This is a genomic window from Erythrobacter sp. JB1-4, assembly GCF_057365025.1.
Genome location: NZ_CP200292.1, coordinates 276,274 through 298,182, shown reverse-complemented (window position 1 = coordinate 298,182; position 21,909 = coordinate 276,274). Strand labels below are relative to the sequence as shown.

Below are 21,909 nucleotides of genomic sequence, written 5' to 3'. Positions count from 1 at the left end.
GAGTTCGGACTAGAGCTCTCTTAGCGCTTGGGCGGGTTTTGCTCTCAACAAGGGGAGCGATCCGCCCAGCGCAAAGGCGAGCACAATCGCAAGGCCGGTCCCAAGGACCGCGAGGACCACGCCCCAATCAGGCAGCCAGTCGAATTCGAAGAGCTGGGTGATGATGACCCAAGCAAGCCCTGAACCAAGGCCAAGCGCGACAAGGGCAAGCGCGCCTGCAATGAGGCCGTATTCTGCCAGTTGAAGGCCAAGAATTTGCCGCCGTGATGCGCCCATGACGCGCAGCACGACCGTGTCATAGGTACGCGCGGCGCGTGCAGCCGCGATAGCTCCCATCAGCACAGCAAGACCCGCCAGAACGGCAACCGCCGCCGCAGCGAGCGTGGCTAAACCAACTTGTTCAAGCAAAGTGCGCGCCTGCACCAACACTTCGCCCACTTCGATGACAGAGCTTGATGGGAATTCCTGCACCATTGCCCGAAGGAGCTGTGCGCGGTCCTCGGTTCCGGCATCATCAGGCAGCTCAATAGTTGAGGCAAGCTTGTGCGGCGCATCGGCGATGGCATTGCGCGAGAAGACCATGGTGAAGTTGAAACCCATCGTTTCCCAATCAATCTCGCGAAGGTTTGCAATGCGCACATCGCGTTCTTGGCCAAGGATGCCGATCGTGAGCATATCGCCCACGCCAAGCCCTGCAGCGTCAGCAAACTCTTTGTCGATTGAGACCAGCGGCTCGCCGGTATGCACAGGGCTCCACCATTGGCCTTCGACCACGCGGCTCCCAACGGGGGCTCTGTCTGAATATGTGATCCCGCGCTCCCCGCGAAGCGCCCAAGCGCCCTCGGGGATTTCCTCAAGGTCAGCGGTGCGCTGCATGTCGCCTTCCGGGCCAAAAGCAAGGACTGAGCCGCGAAGGCTTGGGACGGTGCGCACTTGCGCTTCGGGGAAGGGGGTTTGAATAAGCTCGAAGAAGCGTTCTTCACCCTCTGGCGGTACGTCGATCACAAAATAGTCGGGCGCCTCTTGGGGGACGCGGCTTTGGATATTGCCGTCAATTGCGCTTTGGATTGCGGCAAGCAGCACAAAGGCGGCAAGACCAAAACCAAGAGCTGTCACAAGAGCGCTGGTGGGTGCACCGGGGCGGTGGATATTGGAGAGGGCTGAGCGCAAGAGCGGGTTCGAGGGACGCGGCAATTTGCGTGCGACGTATTGGAGGCCAAGGCCGAGCGCTGCGAGCGCTATCAAAGCAAGGCCTGCCCCGATTAGGAAGCTTGCAGTGAGCCATGCTTGTCCGGTGGTGAAAAGGGCAAGCGCGCAAATTGCGACAAGGCCCGCAGCGGTTGCCATCAATGCACGGCGGTCGCGGCCCAGCGGCGTTATACGGCTGCGCATAAGAGCCATCGCCGGGAAAGAACGCGCGCGCAGCAAAGGTGCAGAGGCAAAGGCGAATGCAACCAGGACGCCATATGTACCGGCCAGAATAAGCCGGGCAGGCTCTATCACAAAGCCGCCTTCGACAGGGAGGAGCCCTTGAAGAGCCATGCCCAAAAGCGGGGTCACCAAAACGCCCGTGGCAAGCCCAAGCGCGCTTCCCAAAAAGGCCGCCACTGCGATTTGCAGGGCGTAAATGCGCACAATGTCACGAGAAGATGCGCCCAGCACTTTGAGCGTCGCAATGCTAGCGCGGCGTTGGTCAAGATAAGACGAGACGCCGCCTGCAATCCCAATCCCGGCGATAACCAATGCAGCAAGGCCCACTAGGGTCAGAAAGTCACTCATCCGGCTAACAAAGCGGTCAGCGCCGGGCGATGCACGGTCGCGTGTGCGAAAATCGAAGCCTGCATTAGGAAATGCTTCGGTGAGAGCCTCCTCAACCGGTTCAGGGTCCGCGCCGCTATCGGCAAACGCGATGCGGTACTTGCTTTGATAAAGCGATCCGGGCTGCAAAAGCCCTGCGTTCACAGGAATATCGCGAGCAACGAGCACCGTTGGACCAAGCTGGAACCCTTCGGACAAGCGGTCAGGCTCGTTTTCGATGACGCCAGCTGCGCGCATAGTCAGTGTGCCAAGGCGGAAAGTGTCGCCCACCTCGATATCCAGCCGGTCCAGCGCGCCTTGCGCAAGGTATGCATCGGTTGAGCTTGGCGCTCCGGGCGCGCGGCCATCGACAAGGGTGAAGCTGCCATAAAGCGGCCAATTGTCCTCCACCGCCTTTAATTCAACCGGCGCTGCGGCGTCGTCCGTGTTGGCCATCGCCTGCATCCGATAACCACCGGAAACCTCCCCATATTCGGCGAGCGCAAGCTTTTCGTCCTCATTCAGATCACGTTGCCACACCTCGACCTCGATATCGCCGCCAAGCAATTCTTGGCCCGAGGATTGCAACTCGCGCTCAATCGAAGCGGTAAGAGTGCCGATGGCGGCCAACGCGGCGGTGCCAAGGAAGATGCAGATAAGAAGGAGCCTTAACCCCTTAAACCGGGCATTGAGATCGCGCCGGGCAATCTGCCATGCATCGCCCCACGTGAGACCTGTACTGGCCGCATTTCCGGCCGCATTTACAGTGCTCGCAGCACTCATTCTGCAGCCTCAGCGCTCGCTTGAGCGCCCGTGCGGCGGTCCGAAACAATGACGCCGTCTGCCATGGTCAGCACCCGCTCGCATTTCTCAGCAAGTGAGGCGTCATGGGTGATGATCAGCAAAGTTGCACCTGTCTCTTCACGCCGGGTGAAGAGGAGATCGACGATTTCCTCACCGGTCGAGGCATCAAGGTTGCCGGTGGGTTCATCTGCGAAGATGAGGGTGGGGCGCGGCGCAGTTGCGCGGGCGATGGCAACCCGCTGTTGCTCACCACCAGAAAGCTGTGTGGGATAGTGGCCAATCCGGTGGCCAAGACCAACCGCTTCAAGTTCAGCCTGAGCGCGCGGTGATGCGTCCTTGCTGCCCGCAAGCTCCATCGGGGTCGCCACATTCTCGGTCGCGGTCATAGTCGGCAGCAGGTGGAAGGCTTGAAGCACAATGCCGATCCGCCCCCGGCGTGCAGCGGCAAGGCCATCTTCATTGAGCGATGCGAAGTCTTGTCCCGCCACGGTGAGCGATCCGCCCGTCGCGCGCTCCAATCCTGACAGCACTGCCATGAGTGAGCTTTTGCCCGAACCCGAAGGTCCCAGCAGCGCTACGACTTCGCCTTCCGCAATATCAAGATCAATCCCGCGAAGGATGTCGACGGGCGCATCGCCGCTGCCAAGCGTGAGTGTGAGGCCGCGCGCACTAATGGCGAGGGGGCCGGATGGGGCGGAAGTGCCTGAGGCGGAAGAGAGCTTTGTCACATGGCTCCAGATGGGATAGGGACGAGTTTCAAACAAGTACCAATTGAAAGGTTCGCAGAACGCTATGCGCAGCTTGCAGATAAAGCCACTACGTATGAAGGCTCTCCTCGGTTCCGTCTTGGCGCTTAGCCTGGCGGCGTGCGGGGCAGAGGCAGTGCCGGAAGCGACGACAAACGAGCCTGTTGCAGGCACCGCAGACGGCGCGTTTAAAGAGGGTGAGGCGGCTATCCCTGTCATGGGCGAAGAGGTGCGGGTTCTTGCTTTTGGGGACAGCCTTTTTGCAGGCTACAATCTGAAAGAGCCCGAAGGCTATCCAGAACGGCTTGAGGTGGCGATGCGCGCGCGCGGGATCAACGCAAAGGTGATTGATGCAGGCGTCCCCGGAGATACGAGCGCGGCCGGGCTCGACCGGCTCGAATTTGTGCTTGAGGCGCAAGAAGAGAAACCCGACTTGTTCATCCTTGAACTTGGCGGGAATGACCTTCTTCGCGGCCTATCGCCTGAACAAACACGCGCCAATTTTGACGCTATGCTGACGATGATTTCGTCAGCGGAAATACCCGTGCTCCTTATGGGGATGCGCAGCCCGCCCAATTATGGACCTGAATATACGGCTGCTTTTGATGCCATTTATCCCGATATGGCGGCGAAGTATAACACAGCGCTCATCCCGTTTTGGCTCGAAGATATCTATCAGCAACCGCAATTGTTCCAAGACGACCGCATTCACCCGACGGCTGAGGGAATTGAGGCGCTTGTGGCGTCCACGATTGATGATGTAGCAGCAGCGCTTCCCTCTGATGAGGGTTAGAGCCGCTCTAGCGCCCCGCCGCTAACCTGCCAGATGGCCGCTTCTTCCTGAATGTCGGCAAAGGGGGCAAGCTCGGTTCCGGTCATCCAGATTTGGGCTTTGCCTGCTCGCAGGCGGTCAAACAAGGCGGTGCGCCGCACGGGATCAAGGTGCGCAGCGACCTCGTCCAAGAGAAGCACACTGGGACGCCCCGTGGCTGCAAGAACACCGTGAGCAAGAGTGATCGCGATCAGCATCGCCTTTTGCTCGCCTGTTGAGCAAGACGCAGCGGGAGGGCCGGGGGAGCGATCCTTTTGCGCCATCACCACTTCCAGCTCATCACGATGCGGTCCGGTGAGCGCGCGGCCAGCGGCGCGGTCCCGTGGGCGGTTGCGCGCGAACTCGGCAAGCAATTCCTCTGGTGTTACGGGACCGCCGGGGCGGTAGGTGAGGATCGGCCGCGCAAAAGGCTCTGCGGGAAGGGCGGAGAGTTCATCCGACAATCGCGCCACCAATGTCGCACGCGCCTGCGCGACTATGCTGCCATGCTGCGCGGCCTGCGCTTCAATCGCATCAAGCCAGCGCGCATCGCCGCGGTCTTCGAGCAGGCGGTTGCGTTCACGCAGTGCCGTCTCCAACTGGTTCACAGCCTTTGCATGTCCCGGTTCAATCGCCAGGGCCATCCGGTCGACAAAGCGCCGCCGCGCGCCTGCGCTGTCTGTAAACAGGCCATCCATCGAAGGGGTGAGCCATGAGACCGCGTGCCACTCGCTTAAGGAGGATGACTTTGCATCGGCCCCATTGATGCGAACCAGACGACGGGTGGGGCGCTCTGCCTCAGTATAGGTGCCGATACGCGCGCTCGTTTGGCCTTGCTCGATCAGGCTTGCACCAATGGCAAAAGCGCCCGGCTGTGCGCCGCCAGTTTGCTTACGCGCAAAGTCTGCAAGGTTTGCGCGCCTTAGGCCCCGGCCCGGCGAAAGCAGCGAGATCGCTTCAAGCACATTGGTCTTGCCCGCACCGTTCTCTCCCACAAGCAGGTTAAAATGCGCGGTTTCAGTCAGCTCGCTGCTCGCATGGTTGCGGAAGTTTTGAAGGGTGATCTTTGCGAGCGCCATGGTCGTCCATTCGCCTAGCAGGGGCGGGGCAAAAGCACAGCCTTTGGAAACCGAAAATCACCAATACCAACTATTGGTAAAAATCACCAACCTTTCGGAATGCTGAACAAACGGTAAAGCTTGTAACATCGCGTAAACCGCAGAATTCTCAGGTTTTTCAAGTTTGGCACGGCCCCTGCATTGTCTTTGGTGTCCCCCGGATAAGTCGGGAAAACAAACCAAGACTAAGAATTAGGAGACCAACAATGACTGCCACCAGCACCGCAAACCGCTTTTTCGCTGCTGCTCTCTCAGTTGTCGTATCAGCCGCCATGTTCGCTTACGCAATCGTCCCAGCAACCCCTGCTCTTGCTTAAATCAACCCCATTCGAAAGGACTAACCCAATGTTCAATAGTGAAACCGCCAACCGCTTTTTCGCAGCTGCTTTCTCAGTTGTCGTGACCGCCGGTGTCTTCGCCTACGCAATCGTCCCTGGCTCACCCGTTATCGCTTGAGCCGATTGATTGAACCCTCGCACTTCCCACCAACAGGATAGGATAATGTACTCTTTCTTCGACCTTTCCAGCACAAAAGCGGCCCGCGTTATGGCAGCCACTGGAGCGCTAATCATCACCGTTATTTTGATGGCCGGAAGCCTTAATGCCGCCATCACTCCCGCCACACCCGACACCGTACTTTTGACCACTGGAGTTCTCGCATGAGCAATTTGACCCAAAACAACAGCCGTCCGCCCCATAATGGTCAGGGCAGCGGATTCCGCCTCGACAAGCAGAGCGGCAAGCTGTTCGGCGTCTGCTCAGGCCTTGCCAATTGGTCCGGTGTTGACGCGCTGATCTGGCGCATCGGATTTGTCGGCGCAGTCATTCTGGGCGTCGGTTTCCCGATCCTGATCTACCTCGCGATTGCATTGATCGCAGACTGAAGACCTGCAGAGCCAGTTTTCAAACCGCCAGCGGTCTCCGGCGACACAATTGAAAACCGGTAAAGGGGCCTCGCGTTAGGCCCCTTTTGTTTCGCCTACATCGCGCTGATCCCACCATCGAGCTTGATCTCAGCGCCCGTCATAAAGCGGCTTTCATCGCTCGCGAGATAAACCACAGCATTCGCGATATCATTGGGCTCACCCACGAACTTCAGCGGGATTTGCCGCGCGAGTTTGTCGAGGAGAACATCTTTGTCGAGTTGGGCAGCTTTTGCAGTGCCATCAAGGATCGGCGTGTCGACAAAAGTCGGGTGCACCGAATTACACCGGATCTGCATGTTCTTCTTCGCGCAGTGCAGGGCGATCGATTTGGAGAGCATCCAAACCGCTGACTTCGACGCATTGTAGGCGGGCATGGTGTCGCTCGCGATAAGGCCGGCGATGCTGGAAATGTTCACGATCGAACCCGGCGCGTGTTCGCGCATCAGGGGCAGGGCCTTTTGACAGCCGTGGAAGATGCTATCGACATTGATCGAAAAGCACCGCTGCCAATCGCCAAAGTCGCATTGCTCAATATTGCCGGGAACGCCGATGCCAGCGTTGTTGACCAGCACATTCAATCCACCCATCTGCTCGCGCGCCGCATCGACGGCGGCTTCCCATGCGGCGGGGTCGGTGACGTCGTGCTGAATGCTAAACGCAGTGCCAGCGCCCATTTGGGCGTTGACAATTTCGGCCGTTTCCGCAGCACCTTCGCCGTTGATATCGGTCGCAAGCACGCGCGCGCCTTCCTGCGCCAAGCGGATGCAATGCGCGCGGCCAAGGCCTTGTGCGCCGCCGGTGACGAGGGCCAATTTGCCTTCGCAGCGTTTAGTCATTTGATTTCCTCTCCAAGGTATTCGGGTGTCAGTAGCATGGCTATGCGCACGTCCACGCCGTGACCTGCCTCGCGCCATTCGGCCACGAAATCAGACAGATCGCTCAAAGCGACGCGGTGTACGGTGATGTTTTCGCCCGGCAATCCGCCGCCTTCGCTGACCTTCGTCAGGCCCGTCGCGCGCAGCAGGGTAAAGCATTCGGAGACCATGCCGGGTGACGAGTAAAACTCGCCCAGCACTTCCATACGCTCCGCCTTGTAGCCGGTTTCTTCTTCGAGCTCGCGTGAGGCGGCATCGGAGGCCTGTTCGCCCTCTGCGCCGTCATCGTCGCCGACAAGGCCGGCGGGAATTTCGAGGCAGAAACGGCCCAAAGGCACGCGGTATTGGCTCACTAGGATAACGTGGCGGGTGCCGTCAGCGTCCTCGTCAATTGCAATGATGGCAGCTGCGCGAATGCCGCGAGAGCGTCCCACATATTCCCATCGTCCACGCGTTTTGGCGACGATGAATTTGCCCTCCCACCGAGTTTCTTCTGGGAGATTGGCGTCGGCATCTTTGGTGTAATTGGAATGGCTCATGTGAGCGCTGGCTTAGACCTCAATCAAGCGGTCGGGCAACTCGTTTTCGTCATCTTCGCCGCGAGGGAAGTGCTGGGAGAGCACAAAGCCCACATCGCGCACGCCTGCGGCCATACCTTCAGCGATCAGACCTTTGCGAATGCGCACAAGCATATCGCCCATCGCTTCGCCCCAGACTTCGGCCTCGACCTTTTCGGCGATGCTGTCGTCCGCGACGATTTCTGCGCGGTGTTCCTGCATCGAAAGGTAGATGAGGACGCCGGTCGCCCCTACGGTGCGGCGTTCTGCGCCGACCTTGAAATGCTTGATCGCTTGATCATGGGCACGCGCGGCTTTGACGGGGCCGGGGATGAGGAAGAATTTGAGCGGCTGCCATTGCTGAGCGCCCAATGCGATGAGGAACGTCAGCAGCCCCAGGCCGATGGTCATGCTGGCAAGCTCGCCCGTAGTCCATTCGTGGCTCCACCCACCAATCAGCGCATCCCAAAGGTCGAGGAATGGCGCAGGGATAAAGGCAAACAGGCTCATCGCGGTGAAGCTAAGGCCCAAGGCCCACCATAGCGCCACATCGGTATAACCATCCGAGCGGTCCGCCAAAACGGTGACGATCTCGCCAGAGGTCGTGAGTTCCGCCTCTTTAACGGCGGTTGAGACGATTTTGTGCTGTTCTTCGTTAAGGTAGCTCATGGCTCACCATCCCCCCGAGGCGCCGCCGCCTCCAAATGAGCCGCCACCACCCGAGAATCCGCCGCCGCCGCCCCAGCCGGAGCTGCCGCCGCCACCACCGCCGCCAGACATGGCGCCGCGTGCGATAGCTGTGCCAATTTCCCACAGGATGATGTTGCCAACCGCACTGCCGAACCCATCGTCGTCATCGTCCCAATCATCATCGTCACGCTTGCGTTTTCCCCATGGCCCTTTGCCCTTGGAGCGGTACTTGCGTCTTCTGCGGCTGCCGCGAATAATCGGGAGCACGAAGAAGAAGAACATGAAGCCGATCCAGATGAGGAAGCCGAAGGGGAACCCTCCGTCGCTTGACCGCGTCTCGGTCGCCTCTTGCGCAACGCGCGCCGCCTCGTCCGGGGGCAGTTGCAATTGCGCAATCATCGCGTCGGTCCCCGCAACGATCCCGCCCGGCATATCGCCATTGCGAAAAGCTGGGAGAATGTCGTTCTGGATGATGATCGATGAGAGCGCATCGGTCAAATAGCCTTCAAGACCGTAACCCACTTCGATGCGCACTTTGCGGTCGTTGGGCGCAACGATCAGCAGAGCGCCATCATTCCTCTCCGCATCGCCAAGTCCCCATGCGCGGCCCAGCTGATAGCCATAGTCGGAGATATCATACCCTTGAAGATCGGGCACAGTGGTCACGACAAGCTGACGCTGAGACTGGGTCTCTAAAGCTTCGAGCTTGGCGGTGAGCTGCGCCTCAACATCGGCGGGGATGATATCGGCTGTGTCCACCACGCGCCCGGTGAGCGCGGGGAACTCAGGCTGAGCATAGGCGGGAGACGCAAGGATCGCCCCCACACCAGCCAGGATTAGAAGAAGATTACGCAAGAGGCGCATGTGTGCCCCTCGATTAGTCGGATGTCAGATCAAGCGTCGGAGCAGTCTCTGCGCCTTCGGTCACCGCGCTGTAGGGCGCGAGCGGCTCTGCGCCGTGGATGATGTTTGCACCAATTGTGTCAGGGAAGGTGCGGATCGTAGTGTTGTATTTGCGCACCGCCTCATTGTAGTCGCGGATCGCCACCGCAATGCGGTTTTCCGTGCCCTCAAGCTGACTTTGCAACGCCAAGAAGTTCTGGTTCGATTGGATTTGCGGGTAAGCTTCGAAGCTTGCGAGCAAACGTCCGAGCCCTTGACCCAACTGCCCTTGAGCAGCTGCAAATTCTTCCATCTTCGCTGTGTCACCAAGGTCATCGGCGGTTACATTGATCGAGGTTGCCCGTGCGCGCGCTTCGGTCACTTCGGTAAGGATACCGCGCTCGTTTTCCGCTGCCCCTTGCGCGACTTCGGCAAGGTTCGGGATTAGGTTGGCGCGGCGTTGGAATTGCGCCTCGACATCGGCCCATTTCGCCTTGGCTTCTTCCTCAGCCGTCGGGACCGAGTTGATGCCGCAAGCGGCCAGCGTCAATGAAACGGCAGCGACGACGACACCCTTAATCATTTTGGGCCCGAAATTGCGAAGATTCATGGATTTCCCTCCTTTGGGCTGCGGCAATGATTCAGCTCGAAAGCTATCAGGCGCAGCAAATTCCGTGTGTGTTGCCAATATAGGGCACCATGCCGCGTTTTCAAGGCGTGTAAACCTTTGACCAGAGCGCTTGGCAAGGCGCGCATGCATCTCTAAACACAGCGTAATCAAAACGATAAGTTGGGGATCACTATGCTAAACGAATTCAAGGAATTCATTGCCAAGGGCAATGTCATGGAGCTGGCCGTCGCGGTCATTATCGCAGGCGCTTTCGGCACTATCGTCGCGTCGCTTACCGGCGATGTCATCATGCCAATCGTCGGTTATGTCTTTGGCGGTGCGGATTTCTCATCGCAGTTTATCCTGTTATCGGCGCCAGAAGGCTATGAAGGCTCGATGACTGATTATGCCGCTTTGAAAGAAGCAGGCGCAGCGATGATCGGATATGGCGCGCTGATCACGACGATCATCAACTTCATCATCCTTGCCTTCATCATCTTCTTGCTCGTGCGCTATGCCAATAAGATTAAAGAGGCGACCGAAAAGAAAGAGGCCGAAGCAGCAGCCGAAGAGCCAGCTGGTCCAAGCGAAATCGATCTTTTGATCGAAATCCGCGACGCTTTAAAAAATAAGACACAGCGCTTTTAAGCGCTCTGTCTTCAATACACTTCACATTAAGCGGGCGAGGCCTATATAGGTCTTGCCCGTTTTTTGCGGGCTATGGCGATAAATTGCTGCGTGCAATAGGTACAACGGACCCGGGGGCAGTACCCGGCGGCTCCACCATAACCCTCTGATCTCAGAGGATTTTGACGGGGCCGAACTAGGATCGACGTGGACTGAAAAGCGTAGTTTTTGCCCGGGCTGAAAACCCCGTAAAACTGTTCATTTTTATAAGTGCAAACGATAACGAAGCACTCGCAATCGCTGCGTAATCTGACGGCCTAACGGCCTGATCTTACAAAGCCTATGCGCGGTTGGACCCACCGGGCAACAGAAGCGGATTCCGGGGCCCCGGGGAGAGGCTAGCAACAGAATCTCCCTACTTTTCTTGTTTTGATTGGAAGGGCCACCTTTGCCATAGGGGTAACGGTTCTCCTCTCCCCAAAACAGCATTGTGGGTAGCTAGCAACAGAAACCCCCACCAGTTGATGGAAGGATTGGTCGATGAAAAGCGCCATTGCGCCATTGCTTGCAAGCCTCGCGGTCACGATGGTTGTCCCATCCTCGGTGTCTGCTGAGACTTATCCGGAGTATCTGGATCGCTTGCGCGACATTTGTTCTGCAGATTGTCTCCAGCCCCGCCAATTCAAGGTGGCCGCGCGCAAACGCGGCGCCAGCGCACAAGACGACATGGCGATTATCATGGATGTGGCCGAAGTTTACAAAGTGGGCGATAAGTTCGAACTGCACAACATTCGCATAGAAGGTTCAGCATTGCTTGAGCGCGAATTGCTGGGCTCAGCCGGTATCGACACCAGCTCTAGCACCGGTGTTGGTGGTCTAACCACAAACCGGCGCGGTGGACGCAATCCCAACGTCATCATCATCGAAATCGATGAGCAAACTTTTGCCGACATGATCAACACCACCGCAATGCTTGCCCCGCAATTTGAGCACCAAGAGGGCGAGGACGCGATTATTGTTGAGGGTGATGCAACCCGCGAGGTGCTCAAGCCAACGCTTTCAAGGTTGCGCTCTTACTTTCGCAATCGCCGTATCGTGGTTCGAGGGGAGCCGCGTCTCACGCCTGTCTGGGTGGGTGCACGGCTTGATCGGCGGCGTAAGCAGGTCACTTTGGCCGTGGACAATCCCGATGATATCGCCTTGCTTCCGGAATATGATAGCGATGGCAATCCTGAGATTATCGATCCATTAGCCGACTAACCTCGCGCGCGATGTTAAGGTGCTTGCCCGCCGCGATAGGCTGCAAGCTCTGCTTTCAATTCTGCAAGCTCGTTCTTTGTTTTCAGCGAGTCCAAAATCGCTGCGCCCGCCATCAGCACTGCCAAGCAGGCTGCAAGAAACAGCGCTTCACCCCAATAGGGGGGAAGGTGTTGAGATAAGCAAGACCGCGGTTCGTCGCACCAAGGGCAAGAGCATAGATAATCGCGAACGCTTCAAAGCGGTTCTTGATTACGAAAAGACGCCCGATCTTGCGCAGCATAGTTACTCCTTGGTCCGTGTCTATCAGAGCAAGCAGCGTGCCAAGAACGGTTTGCTGCGGCTCTAAAAGGTTAACGCTGAGCCAAGTGTAAACGCTTCCGACGATTCCTTGCAAACGCGTTAACCCTATGTGCCATGAGCCTTAAGCAAGGCTTTGAAGTTCCAATGCTTCGAGCAGTGCAAGACGCGCTTTGACCACGCAATTGGTGAGTGTATCACTGCCCAAATCTGCCGGGTCGATCTGCTCGGGCCAGGTTTTTGCGATAATGCCTTCCATCATATCTGCCTTGGCCTCATCCAGCATAAAGCGCGGGTCCACGGTCGCAGGATCGCACACCACGCGAAGGCGAAGACAAGCCGGGCCGCCGCCATTGGCCATGGATTGGCGCACATCAACAGGCACGACTTCGCGGATAGGGCCGTTGGAGGCCATCATTGCCTCGCAATACGCCCACACGCTGGCACTTTCGCGGCATTCTTCTGGCACGATGAGGTTCATGGTTCCGTTGGGCAGAGTGATAAGCTGCGCGTTGAACAAATAGGTGCGGATGGCCTCTTCCATGCTGACCGCGCTGGAGGGCACCTCGACCACTTCCAATGCGGGAAACTTGGCGCGGATCGCTTCATATGCGCTTTGCTGGTCGGCAAAGGCTTCTTGGTGCGTAAAGAGCACGCGCTCGTTCACAACGCTCACCACGTCATTGTGAAACGCACCCGCTTCGATTGCAGCGGGATTTTGTTCGATGAAGACGCATTTGTCCGGGTCTAGTGCGTGGGAGCGCGCGACCAGGCGGCTGGCTTGTTCATGTTGGCGTGCGGGGAATTTGCCGCCGGGCCTGCCGTAAACGAATAACTCGACCCCTGGTGCGCCATGACCTTCGCAAAAGCGGCCATGGTTCGCAGCGCCCTCATCGCCAAAGGTTGGCGGTACGGCGTCGTGCACCGTGAAGTGCTCTTTATCGCCGAACGCAATGTCCAATTGAGCCTTGGTGTCCCCCCATTCCTGAGCGCGGTGAAGCATGGTGATGAGGTTCGCTGGCGTCAGGTGGCATTTGCCATCAGCGGTGTCGGGAGCAGGCGAGACGGTGGCGGCGTTGGCGGTCCACATGCTGGAAGCTGACCAAGGCGCTGCGCGCAAGGCAGGGGCCTCGCTGCCATCAAGGTTGAGCGCATCGCGCAAAGCGGCATTGGGGCGCGGCAGCGGGAGCAAAAACCCTTGCACGCCAATCGCCCCCAAATTGCGCCGCATCTTGGCCATCCCCTGAAGGGCTGCGGCGCGCGGGAATGATGGATCACCCTTGTGGCTTGCGCTGGCAATATTGCCCAGGCTCAGCCCTGCATAGTTGTGGCTGGGACCAACGATCCCATCGAAATTGATCTCTTTAAGCGCGCCTGCGCCAGCATAATTTGTTCCCATCAGCCGAGCCTTAAATGAGCATTAGGACAAGTCCACTATTATCGCGCGCGATGGACCTGAGAACTAGAGCCTGCGCCGCGCTTTCGAGACGCTTTATGACCCCGCCAGACACGAAGATGGCGGATGTCTCGGAATATGCCGATTGGCGCGATGCGTCTTTGACCCAAAGCTGGCGGCATTTTTCAGACGCTGAGATTGCGGGAAGAGACGTTCTGGATTTTGGGTGTGGGGCAGGGCAGCTGAGTGTGTTCCTTGCCGCCAAAGGGCTCGCGAAGTCGATCACCGGGGTTGATATCGATACAGCCGCGTTGGCCCGTGCTCAGGCGACCTTGGACACTCATCCCGAACTATCTGGAACGCTCAAATTCGTAGAAGGTTCGGTTGAAGGTCTGCCAGTATCGGACAGTAGTATCGACCTTATCACCGCTTTTGACTGCCTCGAGCATGTCATGGACCCTGAGAGCATTCTTTCTGATTGGATGCGTGTGCTGCGGCCTGGGGGCCGCGTGTTGATCGAGTGGTTCCCGTTTAAGGGACCGTGGGGACCGCATATGGAGGCGCTGATCCCGCTTCCTTGGGCGCATGTGGTCTTTGGCGAAAAAGCGATGTTTGAGGCCGCAGCCGCGATTTACGATGATCCAGCGTTTGTCCCGCGCCATTGGGACTTGAACCCCGACGGCTCAAAGAAACCCAACAAATGGACGCAGTGGAAGAGCTTTGCTGAGCAGGGCTATGTCAACGGCCTTGATATTGCCGATTTTCGCCGGATGGTGGCTAAGGTTGGTCTGAGGATTGAGCGGCTGGACAAGTCCGGCTTTGGACATTCGGGCGCTAAAAAAGCGATTGGAAACACGCTTATGGCGCTTCCCGTGCTTGGTGAATATGCGACCAGCTACACAGTTATCGCGCTCGAAAAGCCCGCTTAACGCGCAACGCTCCACACAGTGTCACCTACCGACACATCAAGGGCATCTGCTGCTGCTGAATCGATGGCAATCCCGCCGTCACCATCAAGCACCCTTGCACCGTAGCATGAGCGGAAATCGGAAAGCTTGCCGGTCGCCAAAATCGCGCGTTCGCCTTCTTCGATGTCCATCGCAGTGACTTTCGCATCCACACTGTTCTTGACGCTTGTGACCTGATCCGTGCGTGCCGTCATTGAGGGCCCACCGTCGAAAATATCGACATAGCCTTCATAGGCGAAGCCTTCGTTTTCGAGCATGCGCATGGCGGCTCTTCCAGAAAGATGAGGGACGCCGATCACTTTGCGCGCTTCAGCATCAAGCATGGCGACATAGACAGGGTGTTTGGGCATCAAATCGGCAATGAATTGGTTGCCGTTGATCGCGTTGAAATAGTCCGCCTCGTTAAAGCTCATGCCGAAGAACCGGCCTGCGACATTGTCCCAGAAAGGCGAATCCCCGCGCTCATCTATGATCCCGCGAAGCTCTGCGAGAATGCGGTCTGCAAAACGCTTTCGGTGGATGGCGATGAAAAGATAGCGGCTGCGCGCGAGCAAGAGGCCATGGCCGCCAGCGCGTTCATTGGGATGGAGGAAGAGCCCGCCCACTTCGCTTGATCCTTCCAAGTCGGTGACGAGATTGAGCATCTCGGTGCGCACCGTCCGGTCAAGCTCCTGGCTGTATTGGGTAAGCGTATTGAGACGGTAGGAGTAGAACGGCCATTGCTGACCCACCTTAGTCATCAGCTGGCACGTTCCCCGAACCGCGCTTGACTTGGGGTCTTCGAGGACGAGCACGAATTGCTCATCGACAAGCTCATCTTGCGTATTCTCAAAAGCGGATGTGGCGCGCTCCAGTTTGGACGTGAGCGCCTTTCGATCAGCAGGCAGATTGGTAAAACCACCACCTGTGAGCTTTGCCATTTGATAAAGCTGTTCGAGATCGGAGAGGCGCGCGGCCCGTAGACGAAAACTCAAGAAAGTGCCCCTTCATCCAATCTCTGGATCACCCGTGCTGACAACGCGGCTCTTTCGGCCAAGCTATCGGTGATCAAAAATTCTTGCGGGGAGTGAATTGACCCTCCGCGCACGCCCATGGTGTCCACGACCGGAATACCGCAAGCAGCGATATTGTTGCCATCGCACACGCCGCCTGTCGACTTCCATTTTATGTCTTGGCCCAGTTCTGCCCCGCATTCGCGCACCAGGTCGAACAGCTTTTGCGCCTTTTCATCCACCGGCTTTGGCGGCCGGCTGACACCTCCGTGGAGGTGGGTGGAGATTTCGTGTACCGTCTCAATCGTTGTCAGCAGGCTTCTGAGATCATGTTCAAATTTTGTCCCAGCTTCGGTTGATTGCGGGCGGATGTTGAAGCGCAAGATTGCGTGATCGGGGACGACATTGTTCGCTCCACCGCCTTCGATCTTGGCCGGGTTCACTGAGATATCGGGGCAGTGCATCGCCTTCAATCGCACCGCTAAATCAGCCGCCGCAACAATAGCGTTGCGCCCATCATCCGGGTTGCGCCCTGCGTGAGCGGATTTGCCGGTGATGATAACCGAATAATTGCCGCTACCCCCGCGTGCATGGGCAAGGGTGCCATCGGGAAGCGCGGCTGGCTCATAGGTGAGCGCTGCGAGCTTGCCCCGCGCCATTTCGGCGATGAGTTCATTGCTGGCAAGCGAGCCCGTTTCCTCATCGGAATTGAGCAGCACATCATAGCCAAGCGACCCTGCGCCAGCCCCTTCCTCAAACGCCATCAGCGCATGGAGCATAACCGCAATCCCGCCCTTCATATCGGCAACGCCGGGCCCGCCCAAAACACCCTCTTCAAGCCAAGTGACGTCTTGGAAATGGTAATCCTTGGGAAAGACGGTATCCATATGGCCGGTCAACAGGATGCGGCGATTGGCGGTTGGGCGCACGCGCACGACCAAGTGTTTGCCGTGGGCTTTTTCGACCTCATTACCATCGGCATCAATAACTGTGACCGGTGCAGGCTCAATCAGTTCGACTTCGCCGGGAAGCGCCGAAAACGCTTGGGCCAAGACATCTGCTTGGCGCGCTAACCCGTTTAGATTAGCGGTGCCCGTGTTAATGGCGCACCATTCTTGCACCTGAGCAAGCATAGTGTCAGCGTCGAAATCGGTTAGACTGGTTGGTTTCATCGGAAACTGGTCTTAACGGCGGCGCTTAAACTATCAAGGCTAGCCGTGTTTAAGATGGTTACGTAAGGGCAGGATTGCATTGTGCGCGCAGCTTGGCCATAGGCCAATCGTCCTCCTCCCCAGGATACCAACCGAATATGGCATCTGAGGACACATATGCACAATTATACTCCGCGCGCAGGCCTTTCCGTCGATTCCCGACTGGCAGAGCTTTTGGAAACACAGGTTCTGGCTCCTCTAGGCCGCGATGTGGACGCCTTTTGGCAAGGTTTCGCTGAGCTTCTTTCTGATAAAGCGCCGCGCAACGCGCAGCTTCTGGCCAAGCGCGAAGATTTGCAGGCAAAGATCGACGCCTATCACACAGACCGCGCTGGCAAGCCGCATGACGCAGCCGAATACGAGGCGTTCCTGCGTGAGATTGGCTATCTTGTGCCAGAGCCTGCTGACTTTCAGATTGGCACGCAGAATGTCGATGCTGAGATCGCGACCATGGCGGGGCCGCAGCTGGTGGTGCCAATCCTAAATGCGCGTTTCCTTTTGAACGCTGCCAATGCGCGCTGGGGGAGCCTTTATGATGCGTTTTACGGGACTGATGCTCTGGACGCGCCACCGGCTCGCCCCGGTGGCTATGACGAGGAACGCGGCGCAGCAGTGATCGCGCGCGGGCGTAAATTTTTGGACGAAACATTGCCACTGGTGGATCAGAGCTGGGCGGATCTGAAAGACGAGAAGGATGGCAAGCTTCAGGACGAAAGTCAGTGGGTGGGCTTTACCGACAAAGGATTGTTGTTCCGAAACAACGGCCTGCACATCGAAGTTGTCTTCGACCGCGAGAGCCCCATTGGCAAGACCGACAAGGCTGGCATTGCCGATATCAACCTCGAAGCCGCTCTCACCACAATTGCCGATTGCGAGGACTCTGTCGCGGCGGTCGACGGCGAGGACAAGCTGCTCGCCTACACCAATTGGCTGGGCATTATTCGCGGCGATTTGGAAGAAAGCTTCAACAAGGGCGGCAAGACGCTCACCCGTAAGCTCAGCGCCGACAAAACTTATAAGGACGGCTCTGGCAACGAGCACGCACTCTCGGGTCGTAGCCTTATGTTTGTGCGCAATGTCGGGCATTTGATGACCAACCCCGCGATCCTGCTCCCTGACGGAAGCGAGATCCCCGAAGGCATTATGGACGCCGTTTTCACCAGCGCGATCAGTACTTTGGATGTTGAGGGCCATGCCGAGTATGGCAACTCGAAACACGGAAGCATCTATATTGTGAAGCCCAAGATGCACGGGCCCGAGGAATGCGCTTTCACCAACGATCTGTTCGATGCGGTGGAGGACCTGTTGGACCTCAAACGCCACACGATTAAAGTTGGTGTAATGGACGAAGAGCGCCGCACGTCTGCCAACCTTGGCGCGTGTATCGAGGCGGTGAAAGACCGGATCGTCTTCATCAACACAGGCTTCCTCGACCGTACCGGCGATGAAATCCACACCTCAATGCGTGCGGGCCCCATGATGCGCAAAGGCGAGATGAAGGGGGCGGCTTGGCTCGGTTCTTACGAAGCGCGCAATGTCGCCATCGGCCTCAAACACGGCCTCTCTGGCAAAGCACAAATCGGCAAGGGCATGTGGGCAGCGCCCGACCTTATGGGTCAGATGATGGTGGAGAAAATCGGCCACCTTCGCGCAGGGGCCAACACCGCTTGGGTGCCGTCCCCCACCGCTGCAACGCTCCACGCGCTGCACTATCACGCCGAAAATGTGTTCGATATTCAAAAGAACCTTCCCGAGCCCGCTGGGCTTGATGCGCTGCTATCGATCCCGCTTGCTGAAGGCACCAATTGGTCGGATGAAGAACTCACCCAAGAGCTCGACAACAATTGCCAAGGTCTGCTTGGCTACGTGGTGCGCTGGGTCGATGCAGGGGTTGGCTGCTCCAAAGTGCCCGACATTAACGATGTGGGATTGATGGAAGACCGCGCAACCCTTCGCATTTCGTCACAGCACCTTGCAAACTGGCTGCTTCACGGCGTTGTGACTGAAGATCAGATCATGGATAGTCTCACCCGCATGGCGGCCAAGGTCGATGCGCAGAACGCCAATGACCCGACGTACCAGCCGCTCATCGGCAATGAGGACGCACCAGCCTTCCAGGCGGCCAAAGACCTGATTTTCAAAGGCGTGGAACAACCCTCAGGCTACACCGAACCGCTGCTCCACAGCTGGCGTCAGGTTAAGAAAGCGGGATAAACGAAGTTTCCACCGGTTTGCTCTAAGCTTCGCATAGTCGCGGTCGATGATCGCAAGTGCAACCGGAGCATGCACGATGGGAGACATTATAGAACAAGCGTACATGGCGTTCGTCAGTATGGTCAGTCTCGCCATTGTCGGTGGAATAGCGTTTTATATCATCCACGCTAGCAACTCGCGTTGGCGCGACTTTGAACGGCTCTACGCCGTCATTGAGCCGCGCGCACCGATTGCAAAGAAGCTGACGGGCATGGTCCGCATTTCTCAGCCCGGTTTTCGCTGGGGGCACCTTTCAGGCGACCTCAAATCCCACCGCCATCCGCCGGTTACGGTTGGGGTGCATGAGGACGGGTTGACCCTCTCGATTGCGCCGCCGTTCAAATATGGTTGCCGCGATCTCTTTCTGCCGTTTTCCAAAATGAACGTTGAGCCAGCACAGTGGAACACGCTGAGCAAAGAGTATGGTATCCGCATGGAAGGTGTGGAAGGCATCGAAATCCTCATGTTCTCGAACATCTTAGAATGGGCGGCTAAGCGATCAGAGGTTCTCGGTCTGATGCTTCAACGCGCTGAAATGGTTCGAGAATTGGAGGGCGCGTAATGGCGGATATACACATGATCCGCGCTGGTCGCGCTTGTGTGGCTTTATCAAACCGCAGTGGAAGGGGAGAAAGAAGAACCAGGTAAAGCTCACAGACTTGTAAGTGCTGCCGCAAGTGCGGGCACAGCGCCCATCGTCATGCACTTGTGCTACAGAGCGCTGCCTACGCGCTAACCGCTCACCCCTCGCACACCAATCTCCCGCCGCGTTTGGTGCCCATAGGGATCCAATCGGCGCAAGCAACGGGCGAGAAACGCTCCACGGCGTCTTTCATGATTGTGGCCAACAGGTCTTCTGACAGCTCCCGCTCAAACCGAACGCCGCAGGCTTTGCCGTCGCTCCAGATGACGTCACAAAACACCTCTTGGCCCTCGATAAGCAGCCGCGCAGAACCCGCAACCTCTACCGGCGCGCCGACGTTTAGCTTTGCGCCCCTCGGGGTGATGTCCGCAATCTTGCCTTCGATCTTGCACAAGACGGTGTGCAGAGCTGCGGGAAAATCGACAGTGACGCGCTTGACCATACGGCGCTGGGCTTGTGCAATTGGCTGAGCCGGAGCAACCGGTCCTGCCTTTGTTGGATATTGCTCAGCGATTTGCGTCATTTAGGCAGTATTAGCCATACCGGCTTACGGCTTTGCCTAGAAAATATGCTTAGCGCCGCGTTTACCTTCTTGGTTGTTCATAATGCGCTTGCCAGTTTCACCCACTGCGCAACGCTGACCGTTTCGGCGCGGCGCGTCGGATCAATGCCGACCTCATCCAACACGTCAAGCGCGCCGGGCACGGACTTAAGGCTCTGGCGGAGCATTTTGCGGCGCTGTCCAAAGGCGGCTTCGGTGAGGCGCTCAAGGGTTTTGGCGTCTACGCCTTCTGGTGCTTGGGCTGGGGTCAGATGGACAATCGCGCTCATCACCTTGGGCGGCGGTGTGAAGGCGCTGCGGTGCACTTTCATGGCTAGCTTCGCCTCAGCGCGCCATTGGGCAAGCACCGCGAGGCGTCCATAAGCGCTGGTCCCTGTTTGAGCGACAATGCGCTCTGCCACTTCGCGTTGAAACATCAGGGTAAGCGATTGCCATAGGGGCGGCCAAGCCTCTCCTGACAACCACCGTACGAACAAGGCCGTGCCGACATTGTAGGGTAGGTTGGAGAGCACGTGAAATGGCTTGGCACCCATGACGTCTGCGTGGTCGAGCTTCATCGCATCGCCTTGAATTACCGTAAGCTGGCCCGCAAATGCATCGCCCAGTTCCTCAAGAGCGGGCAAGCAGCGCGCGTCCATTTCGATCGCTGTCACATTGGCGCCAGCTCTTAGAAGTGCGCGCGTGAGGCCGCCTGGGCCTGGCCCCACTTCAAGGACATTGGCACCCGAAAGATCGCCGGGAAGCGCCGCGATCCGACCCAGCAATTGTTCATCAAGTAGGAAGTTTTGACCTAGCGCTTTGCTTGCCGAGAGACGGTGCCTGGCGATAGTTTCGCGGATGGGGGAAGGTCGCTCACTCAGGCACCCGACCGCGCGCGAGCCATCTTTGCCGCCATCTTGAGCGCGGCGATCATGGCGTTTGCATCGGCCTTTCTTGTGCCAGCGATATCAAACGCGGTCCCGTGATCCGGCGATGTCCGGATGATAGGCAGGCCCAAGGTGACATTGACACCTTGGTCAAATTCCAGCGCCTTGATCGGGATAAGGGCTTGATCGTGATACATGCAAAGAGCTGCATCAAAGCTCGGGCGGATGAGCGGGGTGAAAAGCGCATCACCTGGCACCGGACCAAATGCCTTAACGCCATCTGCCCTGAGCGCTTCGATAGCCGGTTCAATCACGCGTGTCTCTTCATCGCCAAACTGGCCATCTTCGCCCGAATGCGGGTTAAGCCCGGATATGGCGAGGCGCGGCGCGGTGATCCCGAAATCTCGCTTAAGGGCTGCATCAACAATCGCAGCCTTGTGTTGGATCAGTTCTGGTGAAATCAGTCGCGGCACTTCAGCAAGAGCCACATGCACAGTTAAGGGCACTGTGCGTAAAGTTGGCCCTGCCAGCATCATTACCGCGTCTTCTGGCGCAAGGCCGCAAACGCTCGCCAGAAACTCGGTCTGCCCTGGATAGTCAAACCCAACTTTTCCCAGCTGCGCTTTGCTCACAGGCGCTGTGACAACCGCGCTTGCTTGACCGGTAAGAACGGTGCGCACCGCTTCGGCAAGAGAGGTAAGGGCAAGCGCTGCGCCTTCATCGCTTGGGTCACCCGGAGTGTAGGCGGCATCAGCGCCAGCAAGAACCGGGAGGCCTCGTTCAAATGCCTCATGCGCTTCGCTGGCGTCGGCAATTGCGATGACCCGGCAAGCGTCTTCCCATGTCTTGCCGCAAGCGCGAAGAACATCAAAGCCGCCGACTACAAAAAAAGGCAGGTCCGTTTGTCGAAGCTGCACATAGGCATTGAGGATGATCTCAGGCCCAATTCCCGCAGGATCGCCCAAGGATACAGCGATTGGTGGGTTTTGGGGCGGCAGATCAGACACCACTTATGTCA

At 57.8% G+C, this 21,909-nt stretch carries 25 protein-coding genes and 1 other RNA gene; 11 read left to right on the top strand and 15 right to left on the bottom strand.

The annotated features are described in order from the left end of the window. Positions 1-9 precede the first annotated feature (9 nt). Together AC0V61_RS01555 and AC0V61_RS01550 are read right to left on the bottom strand one after the other, a co-directional pair. Positions 10-2,580 carry an ABC transporter permease gene (locus AC0V61_RS01555; protein ID WP_486155503.1) on the bottom strand — a complete coding sequence of 857 codons (2,571 nt, stop codon included), beginning with the start codon at positions 2,578-2,580 and terminating at the stop codon, positions 10-12. Beyond that, complete coding sequence (locus AC0V61_RS01550) at positions 2,577-3,329, bottom strand: ABC transporter ATP-binding protein (RefSeq protein WP_486155502.1); 753 nt, start codon at positions 3,327-3,329, stop codon at positions 2,577-2,579. Before AC0V61_RS01550 ends, AC0V61_RS01555 begins: the two co-directional genes overlap by 4 nt. A gap of 94 nt (positions 3,330-3,423) precedes the next feature. Here AC0V61_RS01550 and AC0V61_RS01545 point away from each other — a divergent pair, with 94 nt between their 5' ends. Next, a complete protein-coding gene (locus AC0V61_RS01545) occupies positions 3,424-4,140 on the top strand; it encodes an arylesterase (RefSeq protein ID WP_486155500.1) in 717 nt (238 codons plus the stop codon). Here AC0V61_RS01545 and recF read toward each other — a convergent pair. Next, positions 4,137-5,237, bottom strand: coding sequence for a DNA replication/repair protein RecF (gene recF, locus AC0V61_RS01540; RefSeq protein WP_486155499.1), 1,101 nt, complete (start codon positions 5,235-5,237; stop codon positions 4,137-4,139). The two genes, AC0V61_RS01545 and recF, sit on opposite strands and share 4 nt — an antisense overlap. 245 nt (positions 5,238-5,482) lie before the next feature. Between recF and AC0V61_RS01535 the strand changes: the two genes are divergently transcribed. Genes AC0V61_RS01535 through AC0V61_RS01520 form a run of 4 tightly spaced genes read left to right on the top strand, consistent with a single transcriptional unit; the run spans position 5,483 to position 6,160 of the window. Beyond that, complete coding sequence (locus AC0V61_RS01535; RefSeq protein WP_486155498.1) at positions 5,483-5,593, top strand: enoyl-CoA hydratase; 111 nt, start codon at positions 5,483-5,485, stop codon at positions 5,591-5,593. 28 nt (positions 5,594-5,621) lie between these two features. Then, complete coding sequence (locus AC0V61_RS01530) at positions 5,622-5,732, top strand: enoyl-CoA hydratase (RefSeq protein ID WP_486155497.1); 111 nt, start codon at positions 5,622-5,624, stop codon at positions 5,730-5,732. A 45-nt stretch (positions 5,733-5,777) separates the two neighbouring features. Then, on the top strand, positions 5,778-5,939 hold the full coding sequence (locus AC0V61_RS01525; RefSeq protein ID WP_486155495.1) for a hypothetical protein: 162 nt from the start codon (positions 5,778-5,780) through the stop codon (positions 5,937-5,939). After that, complete coding sequence (locus AC0V61_RS01520; protein WP_486155494.1) at positions 5,936-6,160, top strand: PspC domain-containing protein; 225 nt, start codon at positions 5,936-5,938, stop codon at positions 6,158-6,160. Before AC0V61_RS01525 ends, AC0V61_RS01520 begins: the two co-directional genes overlap by 4 nt. A gap of 95 nt (positions 6,161-6,255) precedes the next feature. On the opposite strand, the gene AC0V61_RS01515 is transcribed toward AC0V61_RS01520, so the two are convergent. From AC0V61_RS01515 to AC0V61_RS01495, 5 genes are read right to left on the bottom strand one after another with little or no spacing between them, the layout of a single operon-like run. Then, on the bottom strand, positions 6,256-7,038 hold the full coding sequence (locus AC0V61_RS01515; protein WP_486155493.1) for an SDR family oxidoreductase: 783 nt from the start codon (positions 7,036-7,038) through the stop codon (positions 6,256-6,258). Next, positions 7,035-7,616 (bottom strand): NUDIX hydrolase, encoded by a 582-nt coding sequence (locus tag AC0V61_RS01510; protein ID WP_486155492.1) that lies wholly within the window; start codon positions 7,614-7,616, stop codon positions 7,035-7,037. Before AC0V61_RS01510 ends, AC0V61_RS01515 begins: the two co-directional genes overlap by 4 nt. A 12-nt stretch (positions 7,617-7,628) precedes the next feature. Continuing rightward, a complete protein-coding gene (locus AC0V61_RS01505; RefSeq protein WP_486155491.1) occupies positions 7,629-8,303 on the bottom strand; it encodes a TPM domain-containing protein in 675 nt (224 codons plus the stop codon). Between the two features lie 3 nt (positions 8,304-8,306). Beyond that, a complete protein-coding gene (locus AC0V61_RS01500) occupies positions 8,307-9,188 on the bottom strand; it encodes a TPM domain-containing protein (RefSeq protein ID WP_486155490.1) in 882 nt (293 codons plus the stop codon). 13 nt (positions 9,189-9,201) lie between these two features. Continuing rightward, complete coding sequence (locus AC0V61_RS01495) at positions 9,202-9,816, bottom strand: LemA family protein (RefSeq protein WP_486155489.1); 615 nt, start codon at positions 9,814-9,816, stop codon at positions 9,202-9,204. Positions 9,817-10,008: 192 nt separating this feature from the next. Here AC0V61_RS01495 and mscL point away from each other — a divergent pair, with 192 nt between their 5' ends. The 3 genes from mscL (at position 10,009) to AC0V61_RS01480 (ending at position 11,703) form a co-directional block, all read left to right on the top strand. Continuing rightward, a complete protein-coding gene (gene mscL / locus AC0V61_RS01490; protein WP_486155488.1) occupies positions 10,009-10,464 on the top strand; it encodes a large conductance mechanosensitive channel protein MscL in 456 nt (151 codons plus the stop codon). A 16-nt stretch (positions 10,465-10,480) separates the two neighbouring features. Further along, positions 10,481-10,824, top strand: a transfer-messenger RNA (tmRNA) gene (gene ssrA / locus AC0V61_RS01485). 159 nt (positions 10,825-10,983) lie between these two features. Further along, positions 10,984-11,703: a hypothetical protein gene (locus AC0V61_RS01480; RefSeq protein ID WP_486155487.1), complete on the top strand. Its 720-nt coding sequence runs from the start codon at positions 10,984-10,986 to the stop codon at positions 11,701-11,703. Between the two features lie 112 nt (positions 11,704-11,815). Here the strand turns inward: AC0V61_RS01480 and AC0V61_RS01475 are convergent, their stop codons facing one another. Next, positions 11,816-12,097 carry a hypothetical protein gene (locus AC0V61_RS01475; RefSeq protein ID WP_486155486.1) on the bottom strand — a complete coding sequence of 94 codons (282 nt, stop codon included), beginning with the start codon at positions 12,095-12,097 and terminating at the stop codon, positions 11,816-11,818. A 27-nt stretch (positions 12,098-12,124) separates the two neighbouring features. Next, positions 12,125-13,399, bottom strand: a complete 1,275-nt coding sequence (locus AC0V61_RS01470) for an N-succinylarginine dihydrolase (protein ID WP_486155485.1) — start codon at positions 13,397-13,399, stop codon at positions 12,125-12,127. Positions 13,400-13,494: 95 nt separating this feature from the next. On the opposite strand from AC0V61_RS01470, the gene AC0V61_RS01465 reads away from it, so the two are divergent. Further along, positions 13,495-14,325: a class I SAM-dependent methyltransferase gene (locus AC0V61_RS01465; protein WP_486155484.1), complete on the top strand. Its 831-nt coding sequence runs from the start codon at positions 13,495-13,497 to the stop codon at positions 14,323-14,325. Here the strand turns inward: AC0V61_RS01465 and AC0V61_RS01460 are convergent. Both AC0V61_RS01460 and AC0V61_RS01455 read right to left on the bottom strand, forming a co-directional pair. Beyond that, complete coding sequence (locus AC0V61_RS01460; RefSeq protein ID WP_486155483.1) at positions 14,322-15,338, bottom strand: arginine N-succinyltransferase; 1,017 nt, start codon at positions 15,336-15,338, stop codon at positions 14,322-14,324. The genes AC0V61_RS01465 and AC0V61_RS01460 overlap by 4 nt on opposite strands. After that, positions 15,335-16,528 carry a hydrolase gene (locus AC0V61_RS01455; protein WP_486155482.1) on the bottom strand — a complete coding sequence of 398 codons (1,194 nt, stop codon included), beginning with the start codon at positions 16,526-16,528 and terminating at the stop codon, positions 15,335-15,337. The genes AC0V61_RS01460 and AC0V61_RS01455 overlap by 4 nt, the downstream gene beginning before the upstream one ends. 156 nt (positions 16,529-16,684) lie before the next feature. Between AC0V61_RS01455 and AC0V61_RS01450 the strand changes: the two genes are divergently transcribed. Both AC0V61_RS01450 and AC0V61_RS01445 read left to right on the top strand, forming a co-directional pair. Then, positions 16,685-18,781 carry a malate synthase G gene (locus AC0V61_RS01450; protein WP_486155481.1) on the top strand — a complete coding sequence of 699 codons (2,097 nt, stop codon included), beginning with the start codon at positions 16,685-16,687 and terminating at the stop codon, positions 18,779-18,781. A 103-nt stretch (positions 18,782-18,884) separates the two neighbouring features. After that, positions 18,885-19,382 (top strand): hypothetical protein, encoded by a 498-nt coding sequence (locus tag AC0V61_RS01445; protein WP_486155480.1) that lies wholly within the window; start codon positions 18,885-18,887, stop codon positions 19,380-19,382. A gap of 178 nt (positions 19,383-19,560) precedes the next feature. Here the strand turns inward: AC0V61_RS01445 and AC0V61_RS01440 are convergent, their stop codons facing one another. The 3 genes from AC0V61_RS01440 to pdxA form a co-directional block, all read right to left on the bottom strand. Next, positions 19,561-19,986 carry a PilZ domain-containing protein gene (locus AC0V61_RS01440; protein ID WP_486155479.1) on the bottom strand — a complete coding sequence of 142 codons (426 nt, stop codon included), beginning with the start codon at positions 19,984-19,986 and terminating at the stop codon, positions 19,561-19,563. 77 nt (positions 19,987-20,063) lie between these two features. Further along, positions 20,064-20,885 (bottom strand): 16S rRNA (adenine(1518)-N(6)/adenine(1519)-N(6))-dimethyltransferase RsmA, encoded by an 822-nt coding sequence (gene rsmA / locus AC0V61_RS01435; RefSeq protein ID WP_486159421.1) that lies wholly within the window; start codon positions 20,883-20,885, stop codon positions 20,064-20,066. Further along, positions 20,882-21,898, bottom strand: coding sequence for a 4-hydroxythreonine-4-phosphate dehydrogenase PdxA (gene pdxA / locus AC0V61_RS01430; RefSeq protein ID WP_486155478.1), 1,017 nt, complete (start codon positions 21,896-21,898; stop codon positions 20,882-20,884). The genes rsmA and pdxA overlap by 4 nt, the downstream gene beginning before the upstream one ends. Positions 21,899-21,909 lie beyond the last annotated feature (11 nt).

What these genes read in the sequence shown, in the direction of transcription:
- AC0V61_RS01505 (WP_486155491.1), bottom strand. Translation starts at nt 8,303, where the DNA reads ATGAGCTACCTTAACGAAGAACAGCACAAAATCGTCTCAACCGCCGTT.
- AC0V61_RS01535 (WP_486155498.1), top strand. Translation starts at nt 5,483, where the DNA reads ATGACTGCCACCAGCACCGCAAACCGCTTTTTCGCTGCTGCTCTCTCA.
- AC0V61_RS01455 (WP_486155482.1), bottom strand. Translation starts at nt 16,528, where the DNA reads ATGAAACCAACCAGTCTAACCGATTTCGACGCTGACACTATGCTTGCT.
- mscL (WP_486155488.1), top strand. Translation starts at nt 10,009, where the DNA reads ATGCTAAACGAATTCAAGGAATTCATTGCCAAGGGCAATGTCATGGAG.
- AC0V61_RS01450 (WP_486155481.1), top strand. Translation starts at nt 16,685, where the DNA reads ATGCACAATTATACTCCGCGCGCAGGCCTTTCCGTCGATTCCCGACTG.
- AC0V61_RS01545 (WP_486155500.1), top strand. Translation starts at nt 3,424, where the DNA reads ATGAAGGCTCTCCTCGGTTCCGTCTTGGCGCTTAGCCTGGCGGCGTGC.
- AC0V61_RS01555 (WP_486155503.1), bottom strand. Translation starts at nt 2,580, where the DNA reads ATGAGTGCTGCGAGCACTGTAAATGCGGCCGGAAATGCGGCCAGTACA.
- AC0V61_RS01500 (WP_486155490.1), bottom strand. Translation starts at nt 9,188, where the DNA reads ATGCGCCTCTTGCGTAATCTTCTTCTAATCCTGGCTGGTGTGGGGGCG.
- AC0V61_RS01465 (WP_486155484.1), top strand. Translation starts at nt 13,495, where the DNA reads ATGACCCCGCCAGACACGAAGATGGCGGATGTCTCGGAATATGCCGAT.
- AC0V61_RS01520 (WP_486155494.1), top strand. Translation starts at nt 5,936, where the DNA reads ATGAGCAATTTGACCCAAAACAACAGCCGTCCGCCCCATAATGGTCAG.
- AC0V61_RS01495 (WP_486155489.1), bottom strand. Translation starts at nt 9,816, where the DNA reads ATGAATCTTCGCAATTTCGGGCCCAAAATGATTAAGGGTGTCGTCGTC.
- AC0V61_RS01445 (WP_486155480.1), top strand. Translation starts at nt 18,885, where the DNA reads ATGGCGTTCGTCAGTATGGTCAGTCTCGCCATTGTCGGTGGAATAGCG.
- AC0V61_RS01510 (WP_486155492.1), bottom strand. Translation starts at nt 7,616, where the DNA reads ATGAGCCATTCCAATTACACCAAAGATGCCGACGCCAATCTCCCAGAA.
- AC0V61_RS01470 (WP_486155485.1), bottom strand. Translation starts at nt 13,399, where the DNA reads ATGGGAACAAATTATGCTGGCGCAGGCGCGCTTAAAGAGATCAATTTC.
- AC0V61_RS01480 (WP_486155487.1), top strand. Translation starts at nt 10,984, where the DNA reads ATGAAAAGCGCCATTGCGCCATTGCTTGCAAGCCTCGCGGTCACGATG.
- AC0V61_RS01440 (WP_486155479.1), bottom strand. Translation starts at nt 19,986, where the DNA reads ATGACGCAAATCGCTGAGCAATATCCAACAAAGGCAGGACCGGTTGCT.
- AC0V61_RS01515 (WP_486155493.1), bottom strand. Translation starts at nt 7,038, where the DNA reads ATGACTAAACGCTGCGAAGGCAAATTGGCCCTCGTCACCGGCGGCGCA.
- AC0V61_RS01525 (WP_486155495.1), top strand. Translation starts at nt 5,778, where the DNA reads ATGTACTCTTTCTTCGACCTTTCCAGCACAAAAGCGGCCCGCGTTATG.
- AC0V61_RS01530 (WP_486155497.1), top strand. Translation starts at nt 5,622, where the DNA reads ATGTTCAATAGTGAAACCGCCAACCGCTTTTTCGCAGCTGCTTTCTCA.
- recF (WP_486155499.1), bottom strand. Translation starts at nt 5,237, where the DNA reads ATGGCGCTCGCAAAGATCACCCTTCAAAACTTCCGCAACCATGCGAGC.